We start from the raw sequence: 13,897 nt of genomic DNA on the forward strand, positions 1-13,897 counted from the left end.
CCCCTCGGCGCCCGCCTCGTCGAGCCGGTCGGGCCTGTCCGATGAGGGACAACAAGTGCGCAATTTCGCGGAAAACAGCCGGGTGGCGCCTCGACCGAGGGCCCGCCATCGTCACAGTGTCCCGCCCGGCGGCACACGCACGGTGTACGGTGGCGCCGTCCGGCACGCCCCGCCGCCGGCGGAGAAAGAGGCCGCCCCGCCGGGACGGTTTGCCGCCCGCGAAACCCGAAACGCGGACGGCGCGTTACGTTGGACATCCGGACCGCCGGGGGTCGGCGGGCCGAAAGTGGCCCCGAACCGGGCGCCGGTGGCTGCGAGCAGGAGTGAGGTCGGGGAGAGACGTGCCGAGCAACGCTGGAACCACCCGTCTGGTCATCGTCGAGTCACCGGCGAAGGCCAAGACGATCTCGGGCTATCTCGGCCCGGGGTACGTCGTGGAGGCCAGCTTCGGCCACGTCCGGGACCTCCCGCGCAACGCCGCCGACGTGCCGGCCAAGTACAAGGGCGAGTCGTGGGCCCGGCTCGGGGTGGACGTCGACAACGGCTTCCACGCCCTCTACGTGGTCTCCGCCGACCGCAAGCAGCAGATCAGCAAGCTGGTGAAGCTGGCCAAGGAGGTCGACGAGATCTTCCTGGCGACGGATGAGGACCGCGAGGGCGAGGCGATCGCCTGGCACCTGGTGGAGACGCTCAAGCCCAAGGTGCCGGTCAAGCGGATGGTCTTCCACGAGATCACCAAGCCGGCCATCCAGGCCGCGGTGGCCAACCCCCGCGAGATCGACCGGGACCTGGTCGACGCCCAGGAGGCCCGACGCATCCTCGACCGCCTCTACGGCTACGAGGTCTCGCCCGTGCTGTGGAAGAAGGTCATGCCGAAGCTCTCGGCGGGCCGGGTGCAGTCCGTGGCGACGCGGATCGTGGTGGAGCGCGAGCGGCAGCGGATGGCCTTCCGCACTGCGGAGTACTGGGACATTTTGGCCACGCTCGCCGTGGCCGACGCCGGCGAGGGGCCCCGCAACTTCAACGCCACCCTGGTCGCGCTGAACGGCGACCGGATCGCCACCGGCAAGGACTTCGAGCCGACCACCGGCCGGGTCAAGGCCGGAGCCGGTGTCGTCCACCTCGACGCCGGCGGCGCCCGGGGCCTCGCGGCCCGCCTGGAGGGCCGGCCGTTCACCGTCACCCGGGTCGAGGAGAAGCCCTACCGCCGCCGCCCGTACGCGCCGTTCATCACCTCCACCCTCCAGCAGGAGGCGGCCCGCAAGCTGCGGTTCTCGTCGCAGCAGACGATGCGCACCGCGCAGCGCCTCTACGAGAACGGCTACATCACCTACATGCGTACCGACTCGGTGAACCTGTCGGAGACCGCCATCACGGCGGCCCGCCGGCAGATCGTCGAGCTGTACGGCGAGCGCAGCGTGCCGCCGGAGCCGCGCCGCTACACCGGCAAGGTGAAGAACGCGCAGGAGGCGCACGAGGCGATCCGCCCGGCGGGGGACAACTTCCGCACCCCGGGCGACGTGGCCAAGGAGCTCTCCGCCGAGGAGTTCAAGCTCTACGAGCTGATCTGGCGGCGCACCATCGCCTCGCAGATGACCGACGCCGTCGGCTCCAGCGTCTCGGTGCGCATCCGCGCCGTCTCCTCCGCCCAGGAGGAGGCCGACTTCGGCGCCACCGGCAAGACCATCACCGACCCGGGCTTCCTGCGGGCGTACGTCGAGTCCAGCGACGACGAGAACGCCGAGGCCGAGGACGCCGAGCGTCGCCTGCCCAACCTGGTCAAGGGCCAGCCGCTCACCGCCGACGAGCTGGCCGCGCAGGGCCACCACACCCAGCCGCCGTCGCGCTACACCGAGGCGTCGCTGGTCAAGGCCCTGGAGGAGCTGGGCATCGGCCGCCCGTCGACGTACGCGTCGATCATGCAGACGATCCAGGACCGCGGTTACGTGACCAAGCGCGGCCAGGCGATGATCCCGACCTTCCTGGCCTTCGCCGTGATCGGCCTGCTGGAGCGGCACTACCCGCGCCTGATCGACTACGACTTCACCGCCAGCATGGAGAACGAGCTGGACGAGATCGCCGGCGGCGACCACGCCGCCGTCGACTTCCTCACGGCGTTCTACTTCGGCGGCGCCAACGGCGCCGGCGACCGGGACATCGCCCGCTCGGGCGGGCTGAAGAAGCTGGTCACCGAGAACCTCAACGAGATCGACGCGCGCAGCGTCAACTCCATCCCGCTGTTCACCGACGACGAGGGCCGCGAGGTCGTCGTGCGGGTGGGCCGCTACGGGCCGTACCTCCAGCGGGCGGTGCCGGGCGAGCAGCAGGCGCCCGCCGCCGAGGGTGAGGAGGGTGGCGGCCAGGGCGACCGGGCCCCGATCCCCGAGGGGCTGGCGCCTGACGAGCTGACCCCGGAGAAGGTGCACGAGCTGTTCCTCGGCGGCGGGGGCGAGCGCAAGCTCGGCGACGACCCGGCCACCGGTGAGCCGATCCTGCTCAAGTCGGGCCGCTTCGGCCCGTACGTGGCCAGTGGCGAGCGCAAGTCGTCGCTGCTGCGCTCGCAGTCGCCCGACTCGCTGACCTTCGACGAGGCGCTGAAGCTGCTCAGCCTGCCCCGGCTGATCGGGGTGGCCCCGGACGGCGCCGAGGTCCTGGCGAACAACGGCCGCTACGGCCCGTACGTCAAGCAGGGCGACGAGTTCCGCTCGCTGGACTCCGAAGAGAAGATGTTCACCGTCACGCTGGACGAGGCGCTGGCCCTGCTGGCCGCCCCGAAGGCCCGTCAGCGCCGGGCCGCCGCGCCGCCGCTGCGGGAGATGGGCGTCGACCCGCTGACGGAGAAGCCGCTGGTGATCAAGGACGGCCGGTTCGGCCCGTACGTCACCGACGGCGAGACGAACGCGTCGCTGCGGCGCGGCCAGACCCCGGAGGCGCTGAGCATGGAGGAGGCCTCCGAGATGCTCGCCGAGAAGCGGGCGAAGGGGCCGGCGCCGAAGAAGAAGGCCGCGGCGAAGAAGGCGCCCGCCAAGAAGGCCACGGCGGCGAAGAAGACGGCCGCGGCGACCAAGTCGACGGCGGCGAAGAAGACCACGACGGCCAAGGCCACCACCGCCAGGAAGACCCCGGCAAAGAAGGCGGCCCCTAGAAAGGCCACCACCAGCCCCGACTGACCACCCGGCTCGCTCGCCGGCTGGCGTCGCGAGAGATCTTGGTACGAGCGCGCCCCTCGGAGGACGTGTTCGTACCAAGATCCGGCGCAGGTGGGCGGATCCGGGTCAGGACCAGCCCGTCCAACCGGCGGCGCGCAGGGCTGCTCGGACCTGGGCGAGGACCGTCCGCGGGTCGTTGCGTACCGCCCAGGCGGGGAAGCGGAGCACCCGGTCGCCCTCGACCCAGAGGTCGTTCTGCCGGCGCATGTCCGTCCACGCGGTGGCGGGGTCGAGGTGCTGCCCGCCGTCGATCTCCACGTGCACCCGCCACTGTCCGAACCACACGTCGAGATAGCGGCGACGCCCGTCGGCATCGCGTCGGACGACCTGCCGGGAGGGCTCGGGCAGCCCCGCTCGTCGGACCAGGTCGAGGAAGTCCAGCTCGGCCAGGGAATGCGCGCCTCCGGCGGCGTCCGCGGCGGTCTGTCGGATCAGGTTTCGGCGCCGGATCCGGGGCATGGCGTCCAGAACCAGGTGCAGGTCGTCGCCGCCGACGAGGCGTTGCTGGAAACCGGCGGCGATGATCGCCCGAGCCTGCTCGTCGGTCGCCGCCCACTGCGCCGCGTCGACCAGCGACCGGGCAGGCATGGTGCGGGGAGGCTGCCCGACGTGCAGCACGTCCTCCTCGCCGAGCAGGGTGGTCCGGTGCAGGCGTACGCCGGGCGGCAGGGCGCGGCTCTGGTGCGCGGCCGGCAGGAGCACGTCCACGATCCGGCTGTCGTGACCGCGTAGACCCCAGGCATGGGCCGCCGTGAGCCCGCCGAGCATCGCGGCCGGCCCGGCGGCGAGCACGGCGATCCATCGATGCTGGGCGGGACCGACCGGACCGTTGTGCGCGACGAAGACGGCACGGTGCACCTGGCGCCAACGACGGGTGGCGACCCGGTGCCGGATCGCCTTCGACGACAGATGGCGCCGGGCCTGGTCGAGGCTGATCACGTCTTCCTGATGGAACAGCAACCAGGTCAGCCCGTCGGCGTCGTCACCGGGCAACGCCCGCCGCAGCCCTGCCAGAGAATTTGGAGACTTCGCCACACCCGCACTCTGCCCACCCGGTGCCGCCCGTGTCCGCCCCTGTGGACGGCGGACAGATCTTGGTACGACCGCGCCCCTCGGAGGGCGTGTTCGTACCAAGATCGCACCGGCGGCCGCTCTCGCGAGCGGCGAGCGAGCGGGGCGGGGGGCAGGGGCAGGGGCAGGGCAGGGTCAGCCGAGGGTTCGGGTCAGGTGGGGGTTGGTGAAGAGGTGGTGCGGGTCCAGGCGGGCGCGTAGCGCCTGGAAGTCCGCCCAGCGGGGGTAGGCCGTCGCGAGCGACTCCGCGTCGCGCCAGTGCAGCTTGCCCCAGTGGGGCCGGCCGCCGAGGCTCGCGGCGACCTGCTCGAAGGCCTGGAAGTACGGCTCGTACGGCATGCCGACGTACTGGTGGACGGCCACGTACGCCGACTCGCGCCCGTAGCCGTGGGAGAGCCAGATGTCGTCGGCGGCGGTGAACCGCACCTCGACCGGGAAGAGCACCTTGAACGGCAGCCCGTCGACGATCCGCCGCAGCGCGTCGAGCGCCTCGGGCAGGGCGTCGCGCGGCAGGGCGTACTCCATTTCCATGAAGCGGACCCGGCGTGGGGTGCAGAAGACCTGGTCGGAGCGGCCGGTGTAGCGGCGCTCGGTGAGCGCGCGGGCGGAGACGGCGCTGATGCCGGGGGCGAGCGCCGGCACGGCGCGGCCGAGCCGGCAGGCCCCGGCGAAGACGGTGTTGGACAGGAACTCGTCGTCCAGCCAGCCGCGCCACTTGGGCAGTGGCCGGTCGTCGTCGGCCACCCGGTCGTTGGCCTTGACCTGCACGCGGGCGGTGTACGGGAACCAGTAGAACTCGACGTGGTCGTGCCTGTCGATCAGCGCGGGCAGCTCGTCGAGTACGGCCGCCAGCGGCGCCGGCCGCTCGTGGGCGCGCAGCACGAAGGCGTCCACGCAGCGCAGGGTCACCTCGACGAGCACCCCGAGCGCGCCCAGCGACACCCGGGCGGCGGCGAAGACGTCGGGGTGCTCGTCGGCGGAGCAGCGCAGCACCTCGCCGGTGCCGGTGACGAGGGTGAGCGCCTCGACGAACGTCGACAGGCAGCCGTACGCGGCGCCGGTGCCGTGGGTGCCGGTGGAGATCGCGCCGGCGATCGTCTGCGCGTCGATGTCGCCCAGGTTGGGTAGTGCCAGGCCGTGTGCGGTGAGCAGTTCGTTGAGTGCGCGCAGGGTGATCCCGGCCGGTACGGTGACCAGTCGGCGGTCGGCGTCGACGCGTACCCCGGTGTCCAGGTGGGTCAGTTCCATGCGTCGTCCGTCGGTGATCGCGACGCCGGTGAAGGAGTGGCCGCTGCCCACCGCCCGGATCCGGTCCCCGGCCGTCGCGGCGGCGCGGACGGCCTCGGTGACGTCGGCGAGGGAGGCGGGGCGCAGGATGGTGGTGGCGGTGGCGCGTTGGTTGCCGGCCCAGTTGGACCAGCCTGCCAGGGTGGGCGGTGCGGTACCGGCCATGCGCACTCCTCCACATGAATGTGAACTGACTTCATATCAGCAACGTTGTCGCAGGTAAATACCGCAATCGAGGTTTGCTCGTTGTACCGGTAGTCACGAACCCGTGACGTGCAGATATGTTCATCCGTCGAAGGGGGGTGGCGAGTGTCCACACCAGCCGCCACAGCCGGGCCGCTGCGCCGCGTACCGGTGCAGGGTCGAAGTGTCGCACGGGTCCAGCGGATGCTGGACGCCTGTGCAGAACTCGTCGACGAGGTGGGGTACGAGGGTCTGACCACGACCCTGCTCGCCGAGCGTGCCGAGGTGGCGATCGGGTCGGTCTACCAGTTCTTCCCGGACAAGCGGGCGATCGTGCAGGCGCTGACCCTGCGCACGATGGAGTCCTACCTCCAGCGGCTCGACGAGCGGTTCGCCTCCGACGACCTGACCCACTGGTGGGACGGGGTCGACGCGGGCATCGACGAGTACATCACGATGCACCGCACCGTTCCGGGCTTCCGTACCCTGCACTTCGGCGACGTGGTCGACCTCCACCTGCTCGACGAGCAGCGGGACAACAACGGCGTGATCGCGGACCAGCTGGCCCGCGTACTCGCCGAGCGCTTCGGGCTCGACGTCCCCGACCTCCGGTTCCACCTGGAGATCGCCGTGGAGGCGGCCGACGCGCTGATCAAGTTGGCGTTCCGCCGGCTGCCCGAGGGCGACGACCGCGTCCTGGTCGAGGCGAAGGCGCTGATCCGGGAGTACCTGCACCGCCAGGTCGACGCCCCGGCCGACGCCAACCAGTCCGGCTGACCGGGGCCGCGCCGGCACCCGGACCGGGCGAGGCCGGCCCGGGGTGCGCCGGGCGCGGGGATCAGAGGAAGGCGTGGCCCTCGCCCCGGTAGGTGGGCACGGTGGCCACGACCGCATCCCCCTCGACCAGGTGCAACTCGTTGACGTGCTCGCACAGCTCGCCGGCCTTCGCGTGCCGGAACCAGACCCGGTCGCCGACCCGCAGCGCGCCGGCCGCCGCGCCGGCCAGCGGGGTCTGCACCTCGCCGGCCCCCTCGGTGCCGATCAGCTTGAGGCCCGCCGGCAGCCACGGCCGGGGCAGCCGGCTGTCCTCGGCCGGGCCGGAGGCGATCCAGCCACCGCCGAGCACGGTGGCCAGGCCGGGCCCCGGGCGGCGGACCACCGCGCAGGCGAAGGCCGCCGCCGGGGTGGGGCGCCAGGCGCGGTACGCGTCGAACAGCGTCGGCCCGTACAGGCCCGATCCCGCGGTGACCTCGGTGACCGCGGGGTCGGCGCTGGTCGCGGCCACGCTGCCGGTGCCGCCGCCGTTGACGAACTCCAGGTCGGCGTGTTCGCGTACGGCGGCCACCGCCGCGCCCCGGCGGGCCAGCAACTCGCGGTACGACCCGCGCTGGGCCAGCCGGATCGCGGAGCCGAGGACCGCCCGCCCGGGTGGCGCGTCGCCGAGGCCGGCGATCTGCGCCTCGTACGCCATCAGTCCGACCAGCCGGAAGCCGGCGCGGGCGGCGACGGTGGCGGCGAGCGTGCCGGCGGCCCGGGCGCTGTGCACCGGCGAACGGCGGACCCCGACGTGCACCCGGCCGCCCAGCGGTCGCCAGGAGGCGTCCAGGTCGAGGCAGACCCGCAGCGCGGGGCGGCGCCCGGGCGGGCACACGGCGTCGACGAGGTCGAGCTGGTCGGTGCCGTCGATCATCAGCGTGACGGCCTCGGCGAGCGCCGGGTCGGCGGCGAGCGCGGCGAGCGCCCCCCGGTCGGCCGTGGGGTACGCCACCAGCGCGTCGTCGGTCACGCCGGCGCGGACCAGCCAGAGCGCCTCGGGCAGGGTGAAGGCCATCACGCCCCGCCAGCCGGGACGCCCCAGCGCCCGGCCGATCAGGTCCCGGGCACGGACCGACTTGCTGGCGATCCGGACCGGCTTGCCGGCGGCCCGTTCCGCCAGCGCGGCGGCGTTGCCGTCGAAGGCCGCGAGGTCCACGACGGCGTACGGCGGGTCGAGGTGCGCGGTCGCCCGGTCGAGGCGGTCACGAAGTTTGTCGCTTTCGATGGCCACGTGTGCACGCTAACTGTCTGGGAGGCAATGCGAAATACCCTCGCGTCTGTCCGGGCTGCGGGCGGTGGTCGCGGCGGCCTAGGCTCGGCGAACAGGAGAATGTCGCGGCGGGGTGGGTCCCCGCCGGGTCTAGAGTGTTCCACCGGGACTGCCCAGCGATGGGCCGGCACGTGGAGGTACGGCCATCGAAAGCCAGTTCAACGGCGAGTCGCCCGGCGTGTCGTCGTCCTCGACCAAGCCCGGCGGCGCCGAGAAGCCCGGCCCGGACCACTCCGGCTACGCCGCCATCCGCTCGGTGCTGCGGATCACCCCGTTCCGCCGGCTCTGGATCGTGCTCGGCGCGGCCTCCTTCGGCGACTGGTTCGGCCTGCTCGCCACCAGCGTCTTCGCCGCCTCCCAGGTCGAGGGCAGCACCGCCCAGGGCGCCGCGTTCGGCGGCGTGATCGCCATCCGGCTGCTGCCGGCGCTGGTGCTCGGCCCGGTCGCCGGCGTGTTCGCCGACCGGTTCGACAGGCGCTGGACCATGGTCATCTGCGACGTGCTGCGCTTCCTGCTCTTCGCCTCGATCCCGCTGGTCGCGCTGCTCGGGGCGAGCGGGCCGGTCGTGGTCGGCTGGGCGGCGATCGCCACCTTCCTGATCGAGTCGATCACGCTGATGTGGATCCCGGCCAAGGAGGCCGCGGTCCCCAACCTGATCCCGCGCGCCCGGCTGGAGGCCGCCAACCAGCTCACGCTGATCACCACGTACGGCCTCACCCCCATCCTCGCCGCGCTGATCCTCGCCGCGCTCGACGGCATCGTGCGGGGGGCCACCGGGGGCTCGACGCCGGACTGGGCCGCGCCGGCCGACCTGGCGCTCTGGTTCAACGCGTTCTCCCGCCTGGCCACCGCGCTGGTGGTGGCGTACGGCATCAAGGAGATCAGCCAGGGGCAGTCCGCCGAGACGGACCGCACCGAGCAGAGCATGATGCGCCAGTTCAAGGAGGGCTGGCGCTACATCGGGCAGACCCCGCTGGTCCGCGGCCTGGTGCTCGGCATCTTCGGCGCGTTCGCCGGCGGCGGCATCGTGATCGGCACCGCCAAGTTCTTCGCCACCTCGCTCGGCGCCGGTGACGCCGCCTTCTACCTGCTCTTCGGCGCGATCTTCGTCGGCCTCGCGCTCGGCATCGGGCTCGGGCCGATGATCGTCAAGGAGATGTCCCGGCGGCGCTGGTTCGGCATGAGCATCGTGCTGGCCAGCGCGTCGGTGATGGCCCTGGCCTTCGCCATCCACCTCTCCATGGCGATGGTCGGCGCGGTCCTGGTCGGCGCGGGCGCCGGAATGGCGTTCCTCTCCGGCACCACCCTGCTCGGCGGCGAGATCGCCGACGAGGTGCGCGGCCGGGTCTTCGCGGTGGTGCAGATCGGCACCCGGCTGGTGCTGATCCTCGCGATCGGCCTCAGCAGCCTGCTCGCCGGCGTCGGCGGCTCGCGCCGGCTGGAGCTGGCCGACCTGGGCGTGTCGATCTCGTCCACCCGACTGCTGCTGCTCGCCGCCGGCGCCGCCGGCATCTTCGCCGGGATCAGCGCGTTCGGGCAGATGGACGACAAGAAGGGCGTTCCCGTCCTGGCCGACCTCTGGGGCTCGATCCGGGGTCGCCCGCTGATGCCGGCCGAGCCGTTCGTCTCCGCCGGCCTCTTCGTGGTCTTCGAGGGCGGCGAGGGCGCCGGCAAGTCCACCCAGCTCGCCGCGCTCGCCGAGCGGCTGCGCGGGCAGGGGCGCGACGTGGTGGTGACCCGCGAGCCGGGGGCCACCGCCGTCGGCGAGCGGATCCGGTCGCTGCTGCTCGGCGCGCCCGGCTCCGACGTGCCGTCGCCGCGCGCCGAGGCACTGCTCTACGCCGCCGACCGGGCGCACCACGTGGCCACCGTCGTCCGGCCGGCGCTCGTCCGGGGCGCGGTCGTGATCAGCGACCGGTACGTCGACTCGTCCCTGGCGTACCAGGGGGCGGGGCGGACGCTCCCCGTCGACGAGGTCTCCTGGCTCTCGTCGTGGGCCACCGGTGGGCTCAAGCCCGACCTGGTGGTGCTGCTGGACGTCGAACCGCACACCGGCCTGGCCCGGGTGGCGGCGCGCGCCGAGGCGGCCGACCACCTGGAGGCCGAGTCTGTCGCATTCCACGAGCGGGTCCGCTACGCCTTCCTCGACCTCGCCGCCGCCGACCCGAAGCGCTACCTGGTGCTCGACGCGTCCCGCCCGGTCGAGGAGATCACCGGGCAGGTGACCCGGCGGGTCGAGGAGATGTTCGGCAGCCCCGGCGGCATCGTGCACCCGCGCCCCGCGCAGGGACCGGACACCTCGGTGCAGCCGGAGTTATCCGAATCGGAGCTGGTACCGATGGAGCACCGGACCTGATGCCGGACGTCTTCGCCGACCTGGTCGGGCAGGACGAGGCGGTCGACACGCTGCGCCGGGCCGCCGCCGCGGCGTCCGCAGTGCTGCGCGCCGCCGCCGCGCCCGCGACCGACGCCGCCGGGGACGGGTTCGACGCGCTCGCCGACGAGTCCGACGGCGGTCAGCCGCCCGCCGTCGACACCGGGGCGGGGATGACGCACGCCTGGATCTTCACCGGGCCGCCCGGGTCGGGCCGGTCGGTGGCGGCGCGGGCCTTCGCCGCCGCCCTCCAGTGCGCGTACGGCACCGGCTGCGGCGGGTGCCCCGGCTGCCACACCACGATGACCGGCACCCACGCCGACGTCCGGATGGTGGTGCCGGACGGGCTCTCCATCGGCGTCAACGAGATGCGGGCGCTGGTGCTGCGCGCTGCCAGCACCCCGTCGGGCGGGCGCTGGCAGGTGGTGGTCATCGAGGACGCGGACCGGCTCACCGAGGCCGCCGGCAACGCGCTGCTCAAGGCCATCGAGGAGCCGCCGCCGCGGACGGTCTTCCTGCTCTGCGCGCCGTCGACCCACCCGGACGACATCTCGGTGACCATCCGGTCGCGCTGCCGGGTCGTACCGCTGGTGCAGCCCGCGCCGGAGGCGGTGGCCGAGGTGCTGGCCCGCCGCGACGGTGTCGCGCCCGACGTGGCGCGGTGGGCCGCGGCGGCGGCGCAGGGGCACGTGGGGCGGGCCCGCCGGCTGGCCCGCGACCCGGAGGCGCGCACGCGCCGGGAGGCGGTGCTCGCGGTGCCGCGCCGGCTGACCGGCGTGGGTGCCGCGTTCGACGCGGCGTCGGCGCTGATCGAGGCGGCCGAGGCGGAGGCCGAGGCGTCCGTCGCGGAGACCGCCGCGGCCGAGCGGGCGGCGCTGGAGACCGCGCTCGGCGCCGGTGGCACCGGGCGGGGGGCGGCCGGCGCGATGCGGGGCGCCGCCGGTCAGCTGAAGGACCTGGAGAAGCGGCAGAAGTCCCGGGCCACCCGGGCGCAGCGGGACGCGCTGGACCGGGCGCTGGTCGACCTGGCCGGCTTCTACCGCGACGCGCTCACCATGGCGCTGCGCGCCCCCGTCGCGCCGGTGCACACCGACACCGCCGCGCTGGCCGGGGCGGGCGCGCAGAAGTGGGACGCCGAGGGGGCGCTGCGCCGCCTGGAAGCGGTGCTGGAGTGCCGGGCGGCGATCGAGGCGAACGTCAAGCCCCGGATCGCCGTCGAGGCGATGATGCTCTCGCTCTGGAAGGGCTGAGCCCGCCGACGAATCCGCCCGAGCCGGGGCTGCGGCGGCCGACCCGACCCCGGAGTCCCGGCGGCCGGACCGGTTGTCCACAGGCATCGACAGGCGCAATTGCTGTGCGGTACGGTCCGGTGTGCCGCCGTGACGGTGGCAGCACGCACAGTGATTTTCCTGTTCCGGGAGGGGTCCGCCGATGCCGCGGGGGGAGATCGACGAGGCCTGGATCGAGGAGGCGGTGCGGCGCTACCGCCGGATCGAGTCCCTCCAGACCGAGTTCGACCAGGCGGTGTCGACCGTCGAGGTCACCGTGCGATCGCCCGACGGGCTGGTCGAGGTGGTGGTCACCGCCGGCGGGCGGATCACCGACGTGCGCTTCCTGGGCCCGCTGCACACCCGCAACCCCCGCGACGTCGCCGGCTCGGTGCAGGCGGCGGTCACCGCGGCGGCGGACGCCGCCCAGTGGGCCCGGGAGAAGCTGCACAACGAGACCTTCGCCGCCTACCGGCCGCTGGCGGGAGCCTGAGATGGAGAGCCTGCGCGCCCTCGCCGCCCGGCTCGACGAGGCGAGCGAGACCATGACCGCCGTGTCCCGCACGGTCACCGCCGGCGACCCGGCACAGGCCGCGTTCGGCGTCGACGCCCCCGGCCGGCCCGGGGAGATCGGGCGGGCCCTGCACCGGCAGTGGACCGCCGCCACCGGCGACCGGGCCCGGGAGGCGCACGTCGCCGCCCAGCGGCTGGCCGCCGCCGCGGCGGCGGTGCGGGCCGCCGCCGACCACTACGCGGACGTCGACCGCGCCGCGCGCCACCGGCTGACCGGGGAGGCGTGATGGACGCGCTGGACCGGCTCGCCGAGCCCGGCCTCGACCTGCTCCGCCGGGTCGACACGCTGCTCGCCGCAGGAGCCCCCGAGGGGCACCGCGTGTGGCCGCTGCTGCGCCGCATGCAGGTGCTCCCCGGCGAGGCCGTCCGCAACTTCCTCGACCTGCATCCGGCGCCGCTGGCCGCCGCCGGCCACACCGCGCGCCGCCTGATGCGGGGCTACGACGACGCCTGCGCCGCGCTGACCGACCCGGTGCTCTGGTCCGGTCCGGCCGCGTCGTCCTACGGGCAGGCCCGGACGGCCCTGCTGCGCCACCTCGACGAGGGGCCGGAGAGCCTGGTCGGCCGGCTGGAGTCGACGGCCGGCTACGCCGACGCGCTCGCCGACTGGGTGGAGGGCAGCCGGCTCGCACTGGCCCGGGCGCTCGCCGACGTCCTCCGGTGTGCCGAGGCGGTGACCGTGGTCGCCGCGACGTCGACGCCGGGCGGCGCACCGGGGCACCGAGCAGCCGCGGGTCCGGGCGGGAGCGAGGCCGCCGAGATCGCCGCGCGGGTGCTGGCGGTGCTCTGCGTCGCGTACGACGGGGCCGAGACCCTGCTGCGCCAGTGGGCGCCGAGCCTCGCCGAGTCCCGCTGGCGGGCGCCGGTGGTCGACCGCCCCCGCTACGACACCCCCACCCGCGTCGGCTGGTGACGCACGCCGGGTGCACGCGCGGTAGCCGGGTGTCGACTGCCGGCCCGGCCGCCCCGGCCCGCGCGTCGTAGGGTGTGAGGCATGGGCATGCTCTGCGCGGTCAGCTTCCAGCGGTACGGGCGCCTCTACTACCTGGACCCGGGCGAGCTGCGTCCCCAGGTCGGCGACAAGGTGCTGGTGCCGACCGACGACGGGCCCGAGGTGGCCGAGTGCGTCTGGGCGGCGCAGTGGGTCACCGAGGAGACCGAGGGCTTCCCCCGGCTGGCCGGCCTGGCCGGCGAGGAGGACCTGCGTCGCGACGAGACGGTACGCCGCCGCAAGGCCGAGGCCAAGGTCGCGGCGAAGCGGCTGATCCGGGAGCACGCCCTGCCGATGAAGGTGGTGGCGATCGACCACGTGCTGGGCGCCGCCGAGGGCGGTGGCGAGCGGAGCACCATCTACTTCACGGCCCCGCACCGGGTGGACTTCCGCGCGCTGGTCCGGGACCTCGGCGCCACCCTGCACTGCCGGGTCGAGCTGCGGCAGCTCTCCGCCCGCGACTCGGCACGGGTGCAGGGCGGCATCGGCTCCTGCGGCCGGGACCTCTGCTGCGCCACCTTCCTCACCGACTTCGAGCCGGTCACCATCCGGATGGCGAAGGACCAGGACCTGCCGCTCAACCCGCTGCGCATCTCCGGGGCGTGCGGCCGGCTGATGTGCTGCCTCAAGTACGAGCACCCGCTCTACCAGCGGTTCCAGGAGTCGGCCCCGGCGATCGGCACGCGGGTGTCGACGCCGGAGGGCGACGGCCGGGTCGTCGGCCACAGCGTTCCCCGGGACTCCGTCACGGTACGTCTCGACGCTGACGGCTCCCGCTGCTCCTGTTCCCGCGCCTCGGTCTGCGGCCCCCGCCAGGCCCACGACCAGCACTACACCTCCTAGCCCACCCTTCCT

Annotated in this window: 11 protein-coding genes; 8 read left to right on the forward strand and 3 right to left on the reverse strand. The window is 73.9% G+C overall.

Annotated features, from left to right (window positions below; translation table 11 throughout):
* The first annotated feature begins 341 nt into the window (after positions 1–341).
* Positions 342–3,170, forward strand: coding sequence for a type I DNA topoisomerase (topA, locus tag ACGFNF_RS16945; RefSeq protein ID WP_357576746.1), 2,829 nt, complete (start codon positions 342–344; stop codon positions 3,168–3,170).
* Positions 3,171–3,275: 105 nt separating this feature from the next.
* Here the strand turns inward: topA and ACGFNF_RS16950 are convergent, their stop codons facing one another.
* Both ACGFNF_RS16950 and ACGFNF_RS16955 read right to left on the reverse strand, forming a co-directional pair.
* Complete coding sequence (locus ACGFNF_RS16950; protein ID WP_393168817.1) at positions 3,276–4,202, reverse strand: DUF559 domain-containing protein; 927 nt, start codon at positions 4,200–4,202, stop codon at positions 3,276–3,278.
* Between the two features lie 213 nt (positions 4,203–4,415).
* Positions 4,416–5,732, reverse strand: coding sequence for a D-arabinono-1,4-lactone oxidase (locus tag ACGFNF_RS16955; RefSeq protein ID WP_357576748.1), 1,317 nt, complete (start codon positions 5,730–5,732; stop codon positions 4,416–4,418).
* 222 nt (positions 5,733–5,954) lie between these two features.
* On the opposite strand from ACGFNF_RS16955, the gene ACGFNF_RS16960 reads away from it, so the two are divergent.
* Positions 5,955–6,527, forward strand: coding sequence for a TetR family transcriptional regulator (locus ACGFNF_RS16960; RefSeq protein WP_311410471.1), 573 nt, complete (start codon positions 5,955–5,957; stop codon positions 6,525–6,527).
* 61 nt (positions 6,528–6,588) lie between these two features.
* Here the strand turns inward: ACGFNF_RS16960 and ACGFNF_RS16965 are convergent, their stop codons facing one another.
* Positions 6,589–7,797: an amino acid deaminase/aldolase gene (locus ACGFNF_RS16965; protein WP_357576749.1), complete on the reverse strand. Its 1,209-nt coding sequence runs from the start codon at positions 7,795–7,797 to the stop codon at positions 6,589–6,591.
* Between the two features lie 331 nt (positions 7,798–8,128).
* Between ACGFNF_RS16965 and tmk the strand changes: the two genes are divergently transcribed.
* The 6 genes from tmk (at position 8,129) to ACGFNF_RS16995 (ending at position 13,885) form a co-directional block, all read left to right on the forward strand.
* Entirely contained in the window at positions 8,129–10,192 is a 2,064-nt protein-coding gene (tmk, locus tag ACGFNF_RS16970; protein WP_393168974.1) for a dTMP kinase, read from the forward strand.
* Positions 10,192–11,460 carry a DNA polymerase III subunit delta' gene (locus ACGFNF_RS16975; protein WP_357576750.1) on the forward strand — a complete coding sequence of 423 codons (1,269 nt, stop codon included), beginning with the start codon at positions 10,192–10,194 and terminating at the stop codon, positions 11,458–11,460. Before tmk ends, ACGFNF_RS16975 begins: the two co-directional genes overlap by 1 nt.
* A 181-nt stretch (positions 11,461–11,641) precedes the next feature.
* Positions 11,642–11,971: a YbaB/EbfC family nucleoid-associated protein gene (locus ACGFNF_RS16980; protein ID WP_121397041.1), complete on the forward strand. Its 330-nt coding sequence runs from the start codon at positions 11,642–11,644 to the stop codon at positions 11,969–11,971.
* Position 11,972: 1 nt separating this feature from the next.
* Positions 11,973–12,278: a hypothetical protein gene (locus ACGFNF_RS16985; protein ID WP_132232038.1), complete on the forward strand. Its 306-nt coding sequence runs from the start codon at positions 11,973–11,975 to the stop codon at positions 12,276–12,278.
* Positions 12,278–12,964 (forward strand): hypothetical protein, encoded by a 687-nt coding sequence (locus ACGFNF_RS16990; RefSeq protein ID WP_393168822.1) that lies wholly within the window; start codon positions 12,278–12,280, stop codon positions 12,962–12,964. The genes ACGFNF_RS16985 and ACGFNF_RS16990 overlap by 1 nt, the downstream gene beginning before the upstream one ends.
* An 81-nt stretch (positions 12,965–13,045) precedes the next feature.
* Positions 13,046–13,885 carry a regulatory iron-sulfur-containing complex subunit RicT gene (locus ACGFNF_RS16995; protein ID WP_358092399.1) on the forward strand — a complete coding sequence of 280 codons (840 nt, stop codon included), beginning with the start codon at positions 13,046–13,048 and terminating at the stop codon, positions 13,883–13,885.
* Positions 13,886–13,897 lie beyond the last annotated feature (12 nt).

The organism is Micromonospora sp. NPDC048868 (assembly GCF_043198195.1).
In the GTDB taxonomy this organism is placed as follows: domain Bacteria; phylum Actinomycetota; class Actinomycetes; order Mycobacteriales; family Micromonosporaceae; genus Micromonospora; species Micromonospora reichwaldensis.